The sequence below is a fragment of the Vogesella sp. AC12 genome (genome assembly GCF_024437575.1).
Classification (GTDB): domain Bacteria; phylum Pseudomonadota; class Gammaproteobacteria; order Burkholderiales; family Chromobacteriaceae; genus Vogesella; species Vogesella indigofera.
The window spans coordinates 1-17860 of the sequence record NZ_JANFNU010000005.1 but is presented as its reverse complement, the minus strand read 5'-3'; the positions used below and the strand labels follow the sequence as shown (position 1 = coordinate 17860).

General features: G+C 61.4%; 15 protein-coding genes. 8 read left to right on the top strand and 7 right to left on the bottom strand.

All coding sequences use genetic code 11. The features are described 5' to 3' along the window. Positions 1-75: 75 nt before the first annotated feature. Complete coding sequence (phaR, locus tag NOM55_RS09610) at positions 76-645, bottom strand: polyhydroxyalkanoate synthesis repressor PhaR (RefSeq protein ID WP_047967434.1); 570 nt, start codon at positions 643-645, stop codon at positions 76-78. A gap of 220 nt (positions 646-865) precedes the next feature. On the opposite strand from phaR, the gene NOM55_RS09605 reads away from it, so the two are divergent. Both NOM55_RS09605 and NOM55_RS09600 read left to right on the top strand, forming a co-directional pair. Further along, on the top strand, positions 866-1420 hold the full coding sequence (locus NOM55_RS09605; RefSeq protein ID WP_120811028.1) for a phasin family protein: 555 nt from the start codon (positions 866-868) through the stop codon (positions 1418-1420). 155 nt (positions 1421-1575) lie between these two features. Beyond that, positions 1576-2703, top strand: a complete 1128-nt coding sequence (locus NOM55_RS09600; RefSeq protein ID WP_120811026.1) for a M14-type cytosolic carboxypeptidase — start codon at positions 1576-1578, stop codon at positions 2701-2703. A 64-nt stretch (positions 2704-2767) separates the two neighbouring features. On the opposite strand, the gene NOM55_RS09595 is transcribed toward NOM55_RS09600, so the two are convergent. From NOM55_RS09595 to NOM55_RS09585, 3 genes are all read right to left on the bottom strand, one after another. After that, complete coding sequence (locus NOM55_RS09595; RefSeq protein WP_255908402.1) at positions 2768-4444, bottom strand: hypothetical protein; 1677 nt, start codon at positions 4442-4444, stop codon at positions 2768-2770. Positions 4445-4587: 143 nt separating this feature from the next. Next, positions 4588-4905 (bottom strand): H-NS family nucleoid-associated regulatory protein, encoded by a 318-nt coding sequence (locus tag NOM55_RS09590; protein WP_047967430.1) that lies wholly within the window; start codon positions 4903-4905, stop codon positions 4588-4590. A gap of 92 nt (positions 4906-4997) precedes the next feature. Further along, entirely contained in the window at positions 4998-6005 is a 1008-nt protein-coding gene (locus NOM55_RS09585) for a folate-binding protein YgfZ (protein WP_255908401.1), read from the bottom strand. 93 nt (positions 6006-6098) lie between these two features. On the opposite strand from NOM55_RS09585, the gene NOM55_RS09580 reads away from it, so the two are divergent. Beyond that, positions 6099-6932: a DMT family transporter gene (locus NOM55_RS09580; RefSeq protein WP_255908400.1), complete on the top strand. Its 834-nt coding sequence runs from the start codon at positions 6099-6101 to the stop codon at positions 6930-6932. Between the two features lie 262 nt (positions 6933-7194). Here the strand turns inward: NOM55_RS09580 and NOM55_RS09575 are convergent, their stop codons facing one another. Further along, positions 7195-7671 carry a hypothetical protein gene (locus NOM55_RS09575; protein ID WP_255908399.1) on the bottom strand — a complete coding sequence of 159 codons (477 nt, stop codon included), beginning with the start codon at positions 7669-7671 and terminating at the stop codon, positions 7195-7197. 29 nt (positions 7672-7700) lie between these two features. Next, positions 7701-8597, bottom strand: coding sequence for a LysR family transcriptional regulator (locus NOM55_RS09570; protein ID WP_047967426.1), 897 nt, complete (start codon positions 8595-8597; stop codon positions 7701-7703). A gap of 318 nt (positions 8598-8915) precedes the next feature. Between NOM55_RS09570 and NOM55_RS09565 the strand changes: the two genes are divergently transcribed. The 4 genes from NOM55_RS09565 to mnmC all read left to right on the top strand — a co-directional run bounded on the left by NOM55_RS09565 (position 8916) and on the right by mnmC (position 15145). Next, positions 8916-9224: a DUF485 domain-containing protein gene (locus NOM55_RS09565; RefSeq protein WP_047967425.1), complete on the top strand. Its 309-nt coding sequence runs from the start codon at positions 8916-8918 to the stop codon at positions 9222-9224. After that, positions 9221-10900 (top strand): cation acetate symporter, encoded by a 1680-nt coding sequence (locus tag NOM55_RS09560; protein WP_255908398.1) that lies wholly within the window; start codon positions 9221-9223, stop codon positions 10898-10900. Before NOM55_RS09565 ends, NOM55_RS09560 begins: the two co-directional genes overlap by 4 nt. A gap of 79 nt (positions 10901-10979) precedes the next feature. Then, positions 10980-12950 carry an acetate--CoA ligase gene (gene acs / locus NOM55_RS09555; RefSeq protein WP_255908397.1) on the top strand — a complete coding sequence of 657 codons (1971 nt, stop codon included), beginning with the start codon at positions 10980-10982 and terminating at the stop codon, positions 12948-12950. Between the two features lie 206 nt (positions 12951-13156). Continuing rightward, the gene (gene mnmC, locus NOM55_RS09550) at positions 13157-15145 is read left to right on the top strand and encodes a bifunctional tRNA (5-methylaminomethyl-2-thiouridine)(34)-methyltransferase MnmD/FAD-dependent 5-carboxymethylaminomethyl-2-thiouridine(34) oxidoreductase MnmC (protein ID WP_255908396.1); all 1989 of its coding nucleotides are present in this window, start codon (positions 13157-13159) and stop codon (positions 15143-15145) included. A gap of 1 nt (position 15146) precedes the next feature. Here mnmC and NOM55_RS09545 read toward each other — a convergent pair whose 3' ends face one another. Then, positions 15147-15932: an alpha/beta fold hydrolase gene (locus tag NOM55_RS09545; RefSeq protein WP_255908395.1), complete on the bottom strand. Its 786-nt coding sequence runs from the start codon at positions 15930-15932 to the stop codon at positions 15147-15149. Between the two features lie 128 nt (positions 15933-16060). On the opposite strand from NOM55_RS09545, the gene dsbD reads away from it, so the two are divergent. Continuing rightward, entirely contained in the window at positions 16061-17818 is a 1758-nt protein-coding gene (gene dsbD, locus NOM55_RS09540; protein ID WP_255908394.1) for a protein-disulfide reductase DsbD, read from the top strand. Positions 17819-17860: the final 42 nt, after the last annotated feature.

Genomic DNA, 17860 nt, shown 5'->3' with positions numbered 1-17860 from the left:
ATACAGAAAGCCGGACGTTGCAACAACGTCCGGCTGTGAACTGCACATTATAGAAAAAACCGCGCGGGAAAAAAACTACTTCGGCGGGTTCTTGTCGTCGTCGCGACTCGGCGGGTAGGCCGGGAAGCCAAAGCCGCTAAACATGGTGCGCGCCTGTTCCTGCATGCGGTTCTGCATGTCGAGGAACATATTGGTGCTCTGGTCCAGATAGCTGGTCATCATGTTCTGCATCGCCGGGCCCTGGAAGTTGAGGAAGTCTCCCCACATCTTGGCGTTCACCATCGGGTTGTCACCGTAGATGGTCTTGGCCTGTTCCTGCATGCGCGACTGCAGCTGGGTAAACAGCTGCAGGTTTTTCTCAAGGAACGGCCCCATCATGCCCTGCATCGCCTGGCCGTAAAAACGGATGAACTGGGTCAGCACTTCGTAGCTGAACATCGGCGAGCCGCCGTTCTCCTCTTCCAGAATGATCTGCAGCAGCACGCCACGCGTGATGTCGTCGTGGGTTTTCGCGTCCACAACCTGGATATCCACATTATCCAGCACCAGCTGCTTCACATCGCCCAGTGTGATGTAGGAACTGGTGGCGGTATCGTACAAACGGCGGTTGGGGTACTTCTTGATGACCCGTTTTTCAACACTCATGTAACACTCCCAGCTTATTTTTCTGTTGTGTGGCGCCACATTATCATAAATGCAACACGGTAGAGCAAAACTTCTAGGCACCGATTTCTAAGTTACGCTACTATCAAATTGTCATTGTGCAGCGCAACAGACCGGTATGATGCGACAAAAAAAGTACAACAACAATGACGACACACCGGACCAGACCGAGTTACATCAACAGCGAGTGAGGGTATCCCAAATGATCAATCCAACCGAACAACTGAGCAAACTGTCCCTGAATGGTTTTGAGGCACTGTTCCGCGCCGCACAAATCTCCCTGGACAGCACTGAACGCCTGGTCAAGCTGAATTTCGAGCTGTCCAAGCAGTCGCTGGAAGAAAACGTCAAGCTGACTCGCGAACTGAGCAGCCTGAAAACACCACAGGATGCCCTGACCCGCCTGAACAAGCTGGCCACCCAGAATCTGGAACAGGCTGTCGCCAATTCGCGCAGCGTGTACGACATCGTGTCCGAAACCCAGGCCGAACTGGGCAAGATCGCGGAAAGCAACTTCAACGAGCTGAACAAGTCGGTAATCAGCAACATCGACCTGCTGAGCAAGAATGCACCTGCCGGTTCCGAAACCGCCGTCAACGCACTGAAATCGGGCATCGCCGCCAGCGCCGCCGCGATCAACTCGATGACCAAGGCCGCACAGCAAGTTGCCGAGTTTGCCGACTCCAGCGTCAAGGCCGCCAACAGCGCCACCGTGGATGCCGTGAAAACCGCCGCCAAGCGCTCGTCCGCAGCCTGAAATACGCCATTGCGCCGCAATGGCCAGCACAACCTGCCACCGCTAGCCCGTGGCAGGTTTTTTCATGGCGCCGCGCGCGGCCACGGCAAGCGTGCCGCCGGCAGCGCAACGCGTTACAATAACCGGCTACCAGTAACAGACGGACATACCGCAGCATGAAAATCAGCAGCAATTTCGACGCCGGCAGTATCGAGGTTATCGCGCTCAATAACTTTGAAGACATTCAGCTTCGCATCCGCAAAGATAATGCCTCCGATTTTGCCCAATGGTTTTACTTCCGGCTGCAGGGTGCCGCCTACGAGCTGTGCAAGCTGCGTTTCCTCAACATCAAGGAAACGGCCTATCCCAAGGGCTGGGAAGACTACCAGGCGGTGGCGTCCTACGATCGCGTCAACTGGTTCCGCGTGCCGACCTATCTGGACGGCGACGAGCTGGTGATCGAACACGTTCCGCTGGCCGGCAGCATCTACTACGCCTACTTCGAGCCGTACTCGCACGAGCAGCACCTGAACCTGATCGGCATGGCGCAAAGCTCCGGCCTGTGCCAGGTATCCGATCTCGGCTCGACGGTGCAGGCACGCGACGTCAACCTGCTGACCATCGGCCACGAGGTCGAGTCCGACCTCAAGATCTGGGTCATCGCCCGCCAGCACCCCGGTGAAACGATGGCGGAATGGTTTGTCGAAGGGCTGCTCACCCGCCTGCTCGACACCCAGGATCCGACTTCGCGCGCACTGCTGGACCGGGCCACCTTCTACGTGGTGCCGAACATGAACCCGGACGGCGCCATTCTCGGCAACCTGCGCACCAACGCCGCCGGTGCCAACCTGAACCGCGAATGGCTGAATCCGAGTCTGGAAACCAGTCCGGAAGTGTTTCATGTCCGCAACAAGATGCTGGAAACCGGCGTCGACCTGTTCCTCGATATCCACGGCGACGAGGCGATTCCGTACGTGTTTGTCGCCGGCACCGAAGGCGTGCCCAGCTACAACGAGCGCATCGCGGCACTGGAAACCGCGTTCAAGCAGCAACTGCGCGTGGCATCGCCCGACTTCCAGGATGAGCACGGCTACGACAAGGACGCCCCCGGTGCGGCCAACCTTGCGATGGCGACGGCCTGGGTCGGCAACCAGTTCAACTGCCTGGCCTATACCCTGGAAATGCCGTTCAAGGACAACGACAACCTGCCGGACGACGACTTCGGCTGGAATGGCCAGCGCAGCCTGCGTCTTGGCGAAGCCAGCCTGAGCGCCATTTACGGCGTGCTGAAAGACCTGCGCTGAAGCAGCACGACACGCAATAAAAAAGCCACGATGCACATCGTGGCTTTTTATTTGGCGGCAGCGGCTACAGCTGCCGGATCAGCTCGATCTCCACCTGGCACCAGTCGGCGCCCTTTTCCAGCACCCGCCCCAGCGCCACCAGAAAGCCCTTGTTCTTGGCAAACATCTGCAGCTTCTTGCCGTGTGCGTAGCTGAACAGCGGAATCAGCAGGGTATTGCACTTCACGCCGCCTTTCATCGCCGAGGCAAACAGGGCGATCTCGCCCTGATTCCACACCATGCCGACCGGCAGGGTCGGATCGGCATTGCGACCGTTCTCCGCCTTGGTGTACGCCGCCACCGGCCGCGAGCTCAGCAGCTGCAAACCGAGGTACATGCGCTCCTTGTCGTCACGCTTGATGCGACGCACGATGCTCAGGCTCCAAGCCTGCTGCCCGGCCTCTCGCGTCGCCAGCAATGCCCCCAGTGACAGCCACTCCGCACCTGCCGCCGGCAAGGACACTCCCAGACCGCTGTCGCTCTGGTTCTCGATATCCCACAGCTGCAGCTCGGTGCCGGTAGCGATCTTGACCACCTCGTCCTGGGCCACGTTTTTTTCACGACGGCGCCCGGTCAGGAAACCGTAAATGCGGATTTCGGCAACCTCTTCGACACTGACCGACGGGCTTTCCTGGCGATCGCCCTGTGCCAGGAATTCCTCATACTCGCGCACCAGCCGGTGCACCCCGCTCAGCAGGCGGCCAACCTCCAGCTGCTTGCTGGCCACCGGCACCCGCTCCGCACGCTCGAAGCGGAACGGCTTGACCGCCCACTCCCGCACCAGGAAGCGCAGCAGGCCCGGATCAACACCCCGGCTGAAACGCTCGCGCAGCGCCTGCGGCGTGGTGCCGCCGTCATACACCGCCAGCCAGGCATTCAGCTGATCAACCAGCTCCGTGGTGGACCAGACGCGAATACCCTGCAGTTGCGGCACATTGTGCGCACGACTCGGCGGAGACGCATGCTGGATATTGACGATGAAACTGCTTTCCCCGGAAAGGTCGCGGGACAGCGTCATGCGGTTGGACAGCATCAGCGCCAGTTGATAGGCGAAGTGAATCTGGCGGGAAGTCAGGTTGCCGCTGTTCAGCAGCGAGGTCATCAGGAACGCCAGATACAGGTCATGGATGGTCGTGGTTGCCTCGCCGGGGAACAGCTGCAACGGCACCGCATCAATGGCCTGCTCTTCGGCATAGCGGAACAGCTGGTTGACATTGCTCCACATCACCTCGTCCAGCGAGGCGTGTCGGTAGTAATGCCACAGCGTATTCTCGGTGAGATAGAACAGCATCTTGCCGATCACCAGCGGCAACAGCAGCCGGATCTGCGGTGCTTCCTCACCCTCGGGATCGAAACTCATGAAGCGCTGGAAGGCAGCCACCAGCTGGCGGCCATAGGACAGGATTTGCGCCCGCTGCTGCAGCTCGATGGCAGGCAATAGCTTGGAGCTCAGATACTGGGCGCACAATTGCTGGTGCACGATGTGCCCCAGTCGGTCCAGCTCGATGATGGCCTCCAGCGTGGCGACGCTCGGGCTGTCGATGTCCTGATTGAACTGCGACAGCAGCTTGGTGATCTGGTCATGGCTACCGGCAGCAAACTCCCGCTGGGTCGCAGCGTACCACTCGGTTACCGACTTGACGTCATCAAGGGGATGGGATTTGCGTTTATCGCCGAACGAAAAAAAATCCAGTTTTGCCATGACCTAAACCGAAGTTAAGCACTCACACAATCAAGCAGGCTCTCATTACCAGCGCATTCTATAATGAATCGTGAATGTTCCGCTGCAAAAGAAAACGCCGTGTTTGCACACGGCGTTTTGCTATCCACAACCCGTCAACTGATTTACACGCGCAGGCTATCCAGATCAATACCGGAATCCAGCAGTGCGACAACCCACAACGGCTTGCGACCGCGACCGGTCCAGGTCAGCGATTCATCGTTCGGATGGCGGTATTTGACTTCTACCGGTTTGCGGCCACTGGCCGTTGGTGCCACTTTGCCGCCGAGCACATCCTCAACACTGAAGCCATAAGCCTTGGCAATTTCAAGAATCTGTTTCTTGGCTTTGGCTTTTTCTTCCACTTCGCGACGGCGAACCTCAACATCAACGTCATTTTTCAGCTGCAGCAATTCGGCAAAATCGAGTGTACTCAAATCCATTTAAAACCCCCTTCAATAAACAAAGCCAGCCAGAATATACCGAAAACTAGATTACCAGCTGCCCTGCGTCAAGCACTATATTAAATTCTGAATTAACCCTCTTGCAAATCAGGGATTAAATACGGCGCCTCCAGCCGCAACAATTGCGAGTGCGGCACACCGGCAAGATAAGGCTGCCCAGCCCAGGCCGAGATTTGCATCACCACCAGTGCCAGATATTTTTTTGCTGCCAATGGCACGCTTAGCATCACCTTGCCGATAGCCTGCTCACCGGTTGCTTCAACCTGCACCTCCATGCCGGCAGCACACTCGTCAGCATTTACTTCCACCACAAACATGCGGCGTTTCACTTTGCCGAGATACTGGGTACGCGCCACAATTTCCTGACCCGGATAACATCCCTTGCGAAAACTGATACCACCGATCAGATCCAGATTCGCCATTTGCGGCACGAATGCCTCATAGGTTGCCTGCGACACCCAGGGAATACCGGCACGAATAAAGAAGGCGTCAAACAGGCGACTGGCCAGCAGCTTGCCGGCAAACTGCGGCAGCGCGGCGGCCTCTTCCGCCCCTAGGCAGGTAATACGGATCTGTTCGCCAATCGACACCACCGCGTGCTCGGCAGTACCCGCCAAGGCCGGTTCAAAAGCCGGGCGGCCAGTTTCCGCTGCGGCCAGATATTCGCCGACAATCACGCTGTCGACCACTTCGACTTTCACCTTGGCACGCAGGACAAACATGGAAAGGCGACGACGAAAAGCCTCGGCAATATCTTTTCGCAGCAGCAGAAAAAAGGTCTGCTCAATGCGCCACAACAGGAAACTGGCCTGCATCCGGCCCTTGGCATTGGAATAACTGCTCCATTGCGCCACACTGCCATCCAGTAATTTGACGTCGGAAGAAAATTGCCCCTGCAGGAACGATTCAGCATCGTCGCCATGTACTTTCAACAAAACAAACTGGGTGAGCACAGCATGGCCATCCTGATCGAATGACAACTCTTGCCGGCTCTCGCCACTGGCCAACACCACATCACCATCGGCATCGAGCATGGCACCATGCCGACTCAAATAAGCCAATACCTGCGACTGGTTCATCACTGTTCCTTTCTGAATTACGGGCCTCATCACGCCCCGTAAATGTCTGTTGGCCGGCTATCCATTCCATGCCGGCCACGTTATGATTTGCGGATGAAAAAATTCACTTTACTGCCAGCATTACTCGCTATTTTACTGTGGTCTTCCCTGGCCGCGTTAGGGGCATTTACCCAGCGCCTGCCGCCATTTCTGGTCACCGCCGTAGCGCTTTTTATTGGCAGCCTGCTCGCCATTCACCGTATCCGCGACTGGCAAGTAGCACCGCGCACCCTGCTGATTGGCGTCGCCGGCATCTTCGGCTATCACTGCCTGCTGTTTACCGCTTTTCGCACCGCACCGGCACTGGAAGCCAATCTGCTGAATTATTTGTGGCCACTGCTGATTGTCGTGCTTAGTCCGCTGTTCGGGTTGGGCAAATTGACCGGCCGCCACATTCTGGCGGCAACCGTCGGTTTTTGCGGCGCGGTATTGATTGTCAGCAAGGGTCAATTCGACTTTACCGACAGCCTGCCGATCGGCTACCTGTTCGCGATCGCCGCAGCCTTCACCTGGTCTAGCTACAGCCTGGCGACTCGCAAGCTGCCACCGTTCCCTAACGCGGCGGTCGGCGGCTTCTGCCTGCTTTCCAGCCTGCTTGCCGCACTCTGCCACTGGCTGTTCGAGCCGGCAATCGTTCCCAACAACGAGGAATGGCTGGCACTACTGCTGATGGGGATCGGGCCGCTGGGCGCATCGTTCTTCCTGTGGGACAAGGCGATGAAGGAAGGCGACCCGAAACAGATCGGCGCACTGTCCTATCTCACCCCCTTGCTCTCCACCCTGATCCTGGCGGTCAGCGGGCTGGGCGAACTGAACACCATTACCTGGATTGCCGGCGCCTTGATCCTGCTCGGCGCCACCATCGGCTCGCTCAGCCGCGGACGCTAACCGGCCAGTCTGCCACGGCCCGCGGCAGCATCCGCTTCGGGCCGGCTTGGCGTATGGCGCACAAGCCGACAATCCGACAATCCGACACGGGGCAACGCCAGCAAACGGAAGCGGCTAAAGATGACGCCCCGACGCTGCGAGCGGACTGCGCTCATATAGTTCGGCGACATCACGGCAGGCAACAATGTACGGGCAAGGAAATCCGCAGCAGAACGACTGAACGACGGTCTGGCAAGCAAGACTCAGACACGGCCCCGCCATTCTAGACTGCAGGGCGTGGATAAAACACCGAAGCGGCAACAGGGTTATTGCGACACTTGCGATAGGCGTGATGGGCACCACGCACCGCGGACAGCGTGGCATAGGAAAAGCGGGTGGAAGCAAAATGCTGGATCTGGCGGCTGGCACGCGACGCGATCAGGTAGCCGGAAAAGCCGAGGTCCAGTGGCAGCGCACAGGGTGCCGTCGAGAGCAACGGCGAGTGCCGCAGCCAGGTTTTCTGCTGTTCGCCAAACCAGCGCTCCAGCACCAGCAGCAGGTCATGCTGCGCATCGGCAGAGGCTTGCAATACCGAGGCACTCGACATCATCGGCGCATCCAGTTGCCCGATCAGCCCCGGCGCACCGGCGGTCGGCGGCGATAGTTGACACCAGCTACGCCAGCAGTCGGCCTGTGCGGCCAACATGCGTTGCTGATTGGTCTGTACCGCATCGAGATACTGCTGAAAAACCGTTGCCATGGTATGCCCCTGGATAAGGTAAGACGACATCAGACAACAAGGTTGCTGTTCAGACCCCACACCGGCTGCAGGCCGGCAACCAGCGTCTGCAGAATCGGGTCGTCGGCCCGGTCGGCCGGATAGACGAACTGCAGCTCCGCCATCTTCACGATCTCCGGCACCAGATCGACCACGCCGCGCTCGGCGGCGCGAAGCGCATCTTCCTCGCGCAGCAAGGCGAGGCCGACACCGGCTTGCACCAGTTCGGAAGCGGTAAACAGGTTGTCGCATTCCGATACCTTTTTCGGGGCGATGTTCAGCTCCCGCCACAGCTCGGATACGATCTTCGACAGGCTGGAAAACTGGGAAATGCCGACCCACGGCAGACGTCCCAGCTCCTTGGGGTTGGCCGCATTGATCCGTGCCAGCCAGCCTTTGGGCATCACGATGCGCAGGCGCAGCTGCGTCAGCAATAGCGTATGCACGTTGACGTAGGGGTTTTTGCCCAGATAGAAACCGGCGTCCAGTTCTTTCTTGCGCACCGCATTGAGCACGTCGCCGGTCACGCCCTGATGGAGACACACCTCCAGCAAGGGAAAGCGCTCGGCAAGGCCGGCTACCCAGGGGCCGACCCGCAGCACGTCCGGGGTCAGCGCAATGCCGATCTGCACCTTGCCGGTCAGCGGCCCCTTCAGGCTGCGGGCATGATCCAGCAGCTGCCGCGCCGACACCAGGATGTCCTGCGCGCGCGGCAGCAGCTCCTGCCCTGCCAGCGTCAACACCACCCCACCCGCCGTGCGCTCGAACAAGGACATGCCGACTTCTTCTTCAATGGCCTTGATCTGCGCCGTCACCGCCGGCTGCGACAAGTGAAGCAGCTCGGCGGCCTGAGTCAGATGGCCTTGCTGAGCCACCGTAACAAAGGTGCGCAGTTGGTAGATTTCCATGCTGGACGACTCTCCTGATCGGCTGGGGGCGCGCTACTTTTGCATTGCAAAGGCGGGTTTTTGGCCATTTTGTACAAGTTCCCCACCAACCCACAAGGCATGCACACAAAAAGCTGGATAACGATTGCTGATACCCTCCATCAATAAAGTAAATACTCGAACGCAAGTGCCTAATACAAAAGAAAAATTCTCGAAAAAAACGGTGACGTTAATTCCTGTTATCAGAAAAAACGATTAGCCACATCGACGAGTCGACTTTTAGATTGCAGGCACACGCTAACCGCACTTGCGGCCGGCGAGAAATGGGAGGAGACAACGATGAATGAAGATATCCTTACACGGGTACAAAGCAACCCCAAATTCAAAGAGCTTGTTCACAAGCGGACCCGCCTTGGCTGGCAGCTGAGTATCCTGATGCTGGCTATCTACTATGGTTTTATCCTGGTGCTGGCCTTCGCACCCAATGTGCTTGGTGCATCGCTGTCGGGCGGAACCACTACGGTCGGCATTCCGGTTGGCATTTTCATCATCATCTCGGCATTCGTCCTGACCGGCATCTATGTCCGCAAGGCCAATACCGAGTTTGACCAACTGAACCAACAAATCGTCGAGGATGCCAAACAATGAAAAGCTGGACGAAAACCCTCTGCGCCACCGCACTGACCGGCCTGCCGGCATTGGCAATGGCCGCCGGCGCCTTTGAAGGCGAAGTCACCAAGCAGGCGACCAACTGGCACGCCATCATCATGTTCTTCCTGTTTGTCGCGTTCACCATGGGCATTACCTACTGGGCCTCGCGACGCACCCGCTCCGCCAGTGACTTCTACACCGCCGGTGGCGGCATTACCGGTTTCCAGAACGGTCTGGCGATTGCCGGTGACTACATGTCCGCCGCTTCCTTCCTCGGTATCTCGGCGATGGTGTTCGACAAGGGCTACGATGGCCTGATCTACTCGATCGGCTTCCTGGTCGGCTGGCCGGTCATCCTGTTCCTGGTGGCAGAACGCCTGCGCAACCTCGGCAAATTCACCTTTGCCGACGTGGCCTCCTATCGCCTGCAACAGACACCGGTACGCACCTTTGCCGCGACCGGCACCCTGGTGGTGGTGGCCCTGTACCTGATCGCGCAGATGGTTGGTGCCGGCAAGCTGATCCAGCTGCTGTTCGGCATGAGCTACTCCTCCGCGGTGATCCTGGTTGGCATCCTGATGGTGATGTACGTGACCTTCGGCGGCATGCTGGCTACTACCTGGGTTCAGATCATCAAGGCCGTCATCCTGCTTGGCGGTGCCAGCTTCATGGCCTTCATGGTACTGGCCACCGTTGGCTTCAGCCCTGAGATGATGTTCCAGAAAGCGGTCGCCATCCACGCCAAAGGCGCCGAAATCATGGCACCGGGCAAGGCTGATCCGATCGACTCGATCTCGCTGGGCCTGGCACTGATGTTCGGTACCGCCGGTCTGCCACACATCCTGATGCGCTTCTTCACCGTGTCCGACGCCAAGGAAGCCCGCAAATCGGTGTTCTACGCAACCGGCTTCATCGGCTACTTCTACATCCTGACCTTCATCATCGGCTTCGGCGCGATCATGCTGCTGCTGGAACAGCCATCGATGATGGAAACCGTGGTCAAGAACGGCAAGGAAGTGACCCAGCTGATCGGCGGTAGCAACATGGCGGCGATCCATCTGGCCAACGCGGTTGGTGGTGACCTGTTCCTCGGCTTCATCTCCGCAGTTGCCTTCGCCACCATCCTGGCGGTGGTTGCCGGTCTGGCCCTGTCCGGTGCATCGGCGGTATCGCATGACCTGTACGCTTCCGTAATCAAGAAGGGCAAAGCCAACGAAGCCGACGAGATCCGTGTCTCGAAGATCACCACCGTGGTACTGGGTGTGATCGCGATCCTGCTCGGCCTGCTGTTCGAAAAGCAGAACATCGCCTTCATGGTTGGTCTGGCCTTCTCGATCGCCGCTTCCGCCAACTTCCCGGTACTGTTCCTGTCCATGTTCTGGAAAGGCCTGACCACTCGCGGCGCGGTAGTCGGCGGCTTCATCGGCCTGATCTCTGCAGTTGGCCTGATCGTGATGGGCCCGGCGGTATGGGTAGACGTGCTGAAGCATGAAACCGCACTGTTCCCGTACAAGAACCCGGCGATCTTCTCGATCACCTTGGCCTTCGTGTTCACCTGGCTGATCTCGGTACTCGACAAGTCCAAGTCGGCGGTTGAAGAAAAAGCCAAGTTCGAAGCACAGTTCGTACGCTCGATGACCGGTATTGGTGCCGCAGGTGCATCCAAACACTAAGCGAGTCGTGTAAAAATGGCCGCACCCGTACGGGTGCGGCCAGTTGCTGTCCGCGAATCATGTTTGCAAGGAACGCTTTATGTCTACTCTTGACTCCATCCTGCGCGAAACCCGCAGCTTTGACCCGGCAGAAGACTTCCGCCGCAAGGCCACGGTTTCCGGGCCGGACGCCTACTACGCCCTGTGCGAACAGGCCGACGATCACTACCTGTCCTTCTGGGGGGATCTGGCGCGAGAGCTGATCAGCTGGAAAAAGCCGTTCTCGCGCGTGCTGGACGACAGCAATGCACCGTTCTTCAAATGGTTTGACGATGGCATGCTCAACGTCTCCTACAACTGCCTGGATCGGCATCTGGCCGTCAACGCCAACAAGATTGCCCTCATTTTCGAAGCGGATGACGGCGACGTCACCCGCGTTACCTATTCCGAACTGCACCGCCGCGTCTGCCAGTTTGCCAACGGCCTGAAATCGCTGGGCGTCAGCAAAGGCGACCGCGTGGTGATCTACATGCCGATGGTGATCGAAGCCATCGTCGCGATGCAGGCCTGCGCCCGTATCGGTGCCATTCACTCGGTGGTATTCGGCGGCTTCTCCGCCGGCGCGGTACACGACCGCATCCAGGATGCCGGTGCCAAGGTGGTGGTCACCGCCAACGAAGGCCTGCGCGGTGGCAAGATCGTGCCGCTGAAGGCGATGGTTGACGAAGCGCTGGCGATGCCGGGCAGTGAAACGGTGATCGCCACCGTGGTCTACCAGCGCACCAATAACGGCGCCAGCACCTGGCACGACGGCCGCGACATCTGGTGGCACAAGCTGATCGACGGCCAGCCGGAATCCTGCGAACCGGAATGGATGCAGGCCGACGATCCGCTGTTCATCCTGTACACCTCCGGCTCCACCGGCCGCCCGAAAGGCATCCAGCACAGCAGCGCCGGCTACCTGCTCGGCGCCCTCAACAGTTTCCGCTGGGTCTTCGACTACAAGCCCAGCGATGTGTTCTGGTGCACCGCCGATGTCGGCTGGATCACCGGCCACTCCTACGTCTGCTACGGTCCGCTGGGCATGGGCGCCACCCAGGTCATTTTCGAAGGCGTGCCGACCTATCCCGATGCCGGCCGCTTCTGGCGCATGATCGAGCAGCACAAGGTCACCACCTTCTACACCGCGCCGACCGCGATCCGCACCCTGATCAAGCTCGGCGCCGAACTGCCGAAACAGTATGACCTGTCCAGCCTGCGCCTGCTCGGCACCGTCGGCGAGCCGATCAACCCCGAGGCGTGGATGTGGTACTACGAGATGGTCGGCGGCGAGCGCTGCCCGATCGTCGACACCTGGTGGCAAACCGAAACCGGCTCCGCGATGATCGCGCCGCTGCCCGGCGCCATCGCCACCAAGCCCGGCTCCTGCACCCTGCCGCTGCCCGGCATCATGGCCGACATCGTCGACGAGTCCGGCGCCCCGGTAGAACCGGGCAAGGGCGGCTTCCTGGTGATCAAGCGGCCGTTCCCGTCGCTGGTGCGTACCATCTGGAACGACCCGGAGCGCTTCAAGAGCACTTACTTCCCGGAAGAATTCAACGGCCAGTACTACCTCGCCGGCGACTCCGCCAACCGCGACGAAAGCGGCTACTTCTGGATCATGGGCCGCATCGACGATGTGCTGAACGTGTCCGGCCATCGCCTCGGCACCATGGAAATCGAATCGGCGCTGGTGGCCAACCCGCTGGTGGCGGAAGCCGCGGTAGTCGGTAAGCCACACGAGGTCAAGGGCGAGGCCGTGGTCGCCTTTGTGGTGCTGAAAGGCCCGCGCCCGACCGGCGAGGAAGCCAAGCGCCTGACCGCGGAGCTGAAAAACTGGGTGGCGCACGAGATCGGCAAGCTGGCGCAGCCGGACGACATCCGCTTCGGCGACAACCTGCCGAAGACCCGCTCCGGCAAGATCATGCGCCGCCTGTTGCGCTCCATCGCCCGCGGCGAGGAAATCGCGCAGGACGTGTCGACGCTGGAAAACCCGCAGATCCTGAGCCAATTGCAGGAGAGTGCCAGCTGAGCGGCCTCTCCCCCGAGCTGTCCTTGTAAACCGCACGCGTGCTGCATCACCGTGCGGTTCTTTTTATTTGCGGCAACACAAGGTTGGCCGCAATCCGCCTGCGGCCAACCTTGCGGCGACCGCCCGGCTGCCGGACAATAGCGCCCAGCCATTTACAGACCCCTGCCCGGTTGCGCACCGGCCATTCGCGAAGTCAGCACCCCATCATGAGCCAAGCTTTTCCGCCCGCCCGTCTTGACTGGAGCACCGGTCAACCCGTTTCCGCCGATTACGGCGACGTCTACTTTTCCCGGGAAAGCGGCCTTGATGAAACGCGTCACGTGTTTATCGAGCACAACCAGCTGCCGCAGCGCTTCGCGGCGCTGGCGCCGGAACAGCTGTTCAGCATCGGCGAAACCGGCTTTGGCACTGGCCTGAACTTCCTGGTCGCCTGGCAATGCTTCCTGCAGCACGCGCCCGCCAGCGCGCGGCTGTCTTTTGTCAGCACCGAGAAACACCCGCTCACCGCCGCCGACCTGACGCAGGCACAGGCGATGTGGCCGGAGCTGGCCGCCCAGGCCACGGCGCTGCAACAGCAATACGACGCCATGGCGCCGGGCTGGCACCGTTTCGTGCTGGAAGACGGCCGCGTGATCCTGACGCTGCTGATCGGCGACGTGCTGGAGACCCTGCCGCAGCTGGAGGCGCGCATCGACGCCTGGTTCCTCGACGGCTTTGCCCCGGCCAAGAATCCGGAGATGTGGCAGCCGGCGCTGTTCCAGCAGCTGGCACGGCTGTCGCACCGCGGCACCACGCTGGCCACCTTCACCAGCGCCGGCATCGTGCGCCGCGGGCTGGAGGACGCCGGCTTCAGCATCGAGAAAGTCGCCGGCCATGGCAAGAAGCGGGACATGACACGCGGTCAGCTGCAACACCCGCCGCACGCCGAGTGGCGCGCGCCATGGTATGCACTCCCGCAACAAACCATCGGCGAGCGCAGCGCGGTGGTGATCGGCGCCGGCATCGCCGGAGCCAGCGTCGCGCGCAGCCTGGCCAACCGCGGCTGGCAGGTCACCGTGCTCGACCGCCACCCGCTGGCGGCGCAGGAAGCCTCCGGCAACCCGCAGGGCGTGCTGTACACCAAGCTGTCGCCACACTTCACCCCGCTGACCCAGCTGGTGCTGTCCGGCTACGGCTACACCCTGCGCACGCTAAGCCAGCTGCTACCGGAAGACGGTGTGCAGTGGCGGCGCTGCGGCGTGCTGCAGCTGGCCGGTGACGCGGCCGAAGAGAAACGCCAGCAAGGGCTGGCCGCCGCCGGGTTGTCGCCGCACATCCTGCGCCGCGTCGATGCCGCCGAAGCCTCCGCCATCGCCGGCATCGAGGTCAGCCAAGGCGGGCTCTATTTCGAGCAGGGCGGCTGGCTGAACCCGCCCAGCCTGGTCAACACGCTGCTGACGCACCCCAACATCACCCTGCGTCTGGGGGAAGCGGTGACCGAGCTGGCGCAAAACCCGGCCGACGGCGGCTGGGTGGCGATGGGCAGCAGCGATCCGCTGGCGATCGGCAGCATTGCCGTGGTCGCCACCGCCAACGACACCATGCAATTCGACCCGACCTACTACCTGCCGGTGAAGCGCATCCGCGGCCAGGTCACCGAGCTGGCTGCGACCGCTGCCAGCGGCCAGCTGCAGACCGTGCTGTGCGGCGAAGGCTATATCGCCCCGGCACGCCAGGGCCGGCACTGCCTCGGCGCCACCTTCAAGTTCGAATACGAGGACCTGGCGGCCAACGACGCCGAGCACACCGAGAACTTGGCGATGCTGGCCGGCATGGCACCACAGCTGTACCAGGCACTGGGTGGTGACGGCATCACCGCGGCACAGTGCCACGGCCGTGCCGCATTGCGCTGTACCAGCCCGGACTACCTGCCGATGGTCGGCGCCGTCGTCGATCGCGACGCCTTCCTCGACTGCTACCAGCCGCTGGCGCGCGACGCTTCGCTGAAGCTGACTGCCGAAGCGCCGCTGATCAGGGGGCTGTATGTCAGCACCGCCCACGGCTCGCGCGGCATGGTCACCGCACCGCTGGCCGGCGAAATCATCGCCAGCCTGCTGAACGACGAGCCAGCGCCGCTACCAAGCAGCATCATGGATGCCGTCAACCCCAGCCGTTTCCTGGTGCGCGACCTGATCCGCCAGAAACACCGCGATTGAGTCAGACGGCCAGTTGCGCCATGATCAGCGCCGCGGTGGCCTGCGGCTGCTCCAGCGGAAACAGGTGCGAACCTTTTTGCACAACGATGTTCACAGCGAAGTGCTTGCGCATAAAGGCCAGATCGGCCGGCGTCAGCACATCGCTGTCCTCGCCGGCGACAAACACCGTCGGCACCCGCAGCTGTCCCTTGTAGCGCGGCACCGAATGCGGCAGCGTGTTGTAGATCGCGTTTTCGATCACCGGCCGGAATTTCAGCCGGCGACCGCCATCGGCCGTCGCCACCGTGCCCAGCGCGGCATAATCGTGCAGGCAGTCGGGATCGAAGCGGGCAAACATCGGCTTGCGCGCGAAATAGTCGTACACCGATTCGACGCTGGCCCAGTTGTCGCGCCGCTTCAGGGTATTGCCGCCCGGCGTCACGCGCTCGATGAAGCCCAGTCTTTTCGCCAGCCAGATGCCGCGCGAGCGCAGCGGCCCCATCAGCGGCGAATCGAGAATGATCAGCTTGCTGAACAGCTCCGGGTGGCGGATGGCGGCAAAGAACAGGATGAAACCGCCCAGCGAATGCCCGACACCGACCACCGGCCGGTCATAATGCTGGCGCAGGTAGGCAACGGTCTCCTCGACCAAATGCGGCCAACAGTCGGTCACCGGATAGCGTGGATCGTGGCCGATGCAGTCAAGGTAGCCGACGTGGCAGCCCTGTTCGCGCAGCGACTGGTGCAATTTGCGGTACACCGACGCCGGAAAACTGTTGGCGTGGGCAAAATGAATGATGGGGGTCATGGCAGGTGCTCCTCGTGCCCCATAGTATATCAAGCGTTTGCTTGGCAAAATATGGACGGTACGTTTAGCCACGGCCGCACCGTCGCAACAACCAATCAAGGCACCGCCGTTTTGGCGGTCACAAGGTCATGAACAAGCGCATTTTCTCTCTCTTCACCCGCTGCCTGCTGTGGCTAAGCCTGCTGCTGGCCCCGTTTGCCCACGCGCTGGATCAGGATGACCTGTTACCACCGGAACAGGCGTTTGCCGTCACCGCCGAACGCCAGGGATCACAGCTGCGACTGACGGTGACCGTCGCCGACGGCTACTACCTGTACCGCGACCGCAGCCGCTTCGAGACGATACCGGCGGCGCTGATCGCGCAGCAGGCCTTGCCCGCCGGCAAGCCCAAGAACGACCCCTACTTCGGCAAGCAGGCTACCTACCCGCCGGGGGCGACCGTGATGCTGCTGACGCTGCGCCCGGACGCGCCGCAGCAGTTCACCCTCAAAGCCACGGTACAGGGCTGCGCCGATGCCGGCCTGTGCTACCCGCCCTACACCCACACCCTCGCGATCGGCGGTGACAGCAAGGCGCTGTCGCCCTGGCTGCAGCCGGCCGGCCCACAGGGCAACCGCTCGCCGCCGCCGCGCGAAGGCCTGGCCGCCACGCTGGCGGCCTTCTTTGCCGCCGGCCTGGGCATGGCGTTCACCGCCTGCATGTACCCGCTGCTGCCTATCGTGTCCTCGCTGATTGCCGGTCAGGGCCAGCATCTCACCCGTCGGCGCGGCTTCTTGCTGGCGCTGACCTATGTACAGGGCCTGGCGGTCAGCTACACCGCCATCGGCATCGTGGCCGGCCTGACCGGCAGCCTGCTCAGCGTATGGCTGCAGCAGCCGGCGGTGATCCTCGGCGCCAGCCTGCTGATGGTGGTGTTTGCGCTGGGCATGTTCGATATCGTTTCCATCCAGCTGCCATCCAGCTGGCAGACCCGCCTCGCCGCCTCCAGCAACCGTCTGTCCGGCGGCCACATCGTGACCGTGTTCGGCATGGGCGTGCTGTCGGCGCTGCTGATCGGCCCCTGCGTCGGCCCGCCGCTGGCGCTGGCGCTGGGCTACATCGGCCAGACCGGCGATGCCTGGCTGGGCGGTATCGCCCTTTACGCCATGGCGATGGGACTGGGCCTGCCGCTGGTCATCGTCGGCACCTTTGGCGGCCACGTGCTGCCCAAGGCCGGCATGTGGATGAAGACGGTCAAGGCGGTGTTCGGCGTGGTGATGCTGGCGGTGGCGATCTGGCTGGCGACGCCGTTCCTGCCCGCCATCGTGGTGATGCTGCTGTGGGCGGCACTGGCGCTGGCCAGCGCGGTGTTCCTGAAAGCGTTTGATCCACTGCCGACCAACGCGTCGTCCGTGCTCAAGCTGGGCAAGGCGCTGGGCCTGCTGCTGGCCCTGGTCGCCACCCTGCAGCTGATCGGCGTATTCAGCGGCGCCAAATCGGCCCGCTACCCGCTGGCGGCACTCGGTGCCACCGCCGGCAACAGTAGCAAGCCGCAGTTCCGCACTATCGGCAGCGTGGCCGAACTGGATGCCGCCCTCAGTGCCGCCCGCGGCCAGCCGGTACTGCTGGATTTCTATGCCGACTGGTGCGTGTCCTGCATCGAGATGGAAGACACCACCTTCCGCGACCCGGCGGTACAGCAGGCCATGGCCAAGGTGGTACTGCTGAAGGCCGACGTCACCGCCAACCTGCCGGCGCACCAGGCGCTGCTGCAACGCTTCGGCCTGTACGGTCCGCCGGGCATGATCTTCTTCGACCGCCACGGCAATGAGCAGCAACGCCTCATCGGCTACAGTCCGGCCGACGAATTCCTGCCGCTACTGCAACGCCAGCAAAGCGGCGGCTGAGGCCGTTGGGGGGCCCCCTGGCGGCCCCCGCCGCCCGCCCGC

What these genes read in the sequence shown, in the direction of transcription:
- NOM55_RS09585 (WP_255908401.1), bottom strand. Translation starts at nt 6,005, where the DNA reads ATGAACCAGTCGCAGGTATTGGCTTATTTGAGTCGGCATGGTGCCATG.
- NOM55_RS09605 (WP_120811028.1), top strand. Translation starts at nt 866, where the DNA reads ATGATCAATCCAACCGAACAACTGAGCAAACTGTCCCTGAATGGTTTT.
- acs (WP_255908397.1), top strand. Translation starts at nt 10,980, where the DNA reads ATGTCTACTCTTGACTCCATCCTGCGCGAAACCCGCAGCTTTGACCCG.
- NOM55_RS09580 (WP_255908400.1), top strand. Translation starts at nt 6,099, where the DNA reads ATGAAAAAATTCACTTTACTGCCAGCATTACTCGCTATTTTACTGTGG.
- NOM55_RS09600 (WP_120811026.1), top strand. Translation starts at nt 1,576, where the DNA reads ATGAAAATCAGCAGCAATTTCGACGCCGGCAGTATCGAGGTTATCGCG.
- NOM55_RS09590 (WP_047967430.1), bottom strand. Translation starts at nt 4,905, where the DNA reads ATGGATTTGAGTACACTCGATTTTGCCGAATTGCTGCAGCTGAAAAAT.
- NOM55_RS09575 (WP_255908399.1), bottom strand. Translation starts at nt 7,671, where the DNA reads ATGGCAACGGTTTTTCAGCAGTATCTCGATGCGGTACAGACCAATCAG.
- dsbD (WP_255908394.1), top strand. Translation starts at nt 16,061, where the DNA reads ATGAACAAGCGCATTTTCTCTCTCTTCACCCGCTGCCTGCTGTGGCTA.
- NOM55_RS09570 (WP_047967426.1), bottom strand. Translation starts at nt 8,597, where the DNA reads ATGGAAATCTACCAACTGCGCACCTTTGTTACGGTGGCTCAGCAAGGC.
- NOM55_RS09560 (WP_255908398.1), top strand. Translation starts at nt 9,221, where the DNA reads ATGAAAAGCTGGACGAAAACCCTCTGCGCCACCGCACTGACCGGCCTG.
- phaR (WP_047967434.1), bottom strand. Translation starts at nt 645, where the DNA reads ATGAGTGTTGAAAAACGGGTCATCAAGAAGTACCCCAACCGCCGTTTG.
- NOM55_RS09595 (WP_255908402.1), bottom strand. Translation starts at nt 4,444, where the DNA reads ATGGCAAAACTGGATTTTTTTTCGTTCGGCGATAAACGCAAATCCCAT.
- NOM55_RS09565 (WP_047967425.1), top strand. Translation starts at nt 8,916, where the DNA reads ATGAATGAAGATATCCTTACACGGGTACAAAGCAACCCCAAATTCAAA.
- NOM55_RS09545 (WP_255908395.1), bottom strand. Translation starts at nt 15,932, where the DNA reads ATGACCCCCATCATTCATTTTGCCCACGCCAACAGTTTTCCGGCGTCG.
- mnmC (WP_255908396.1), top strand. Translation starts at nt 13,157, where the DNA reads ATGAGCCAAGCTTTTCCGCCCGCCCGTCTTGACTGGAGCACCGGTCAA.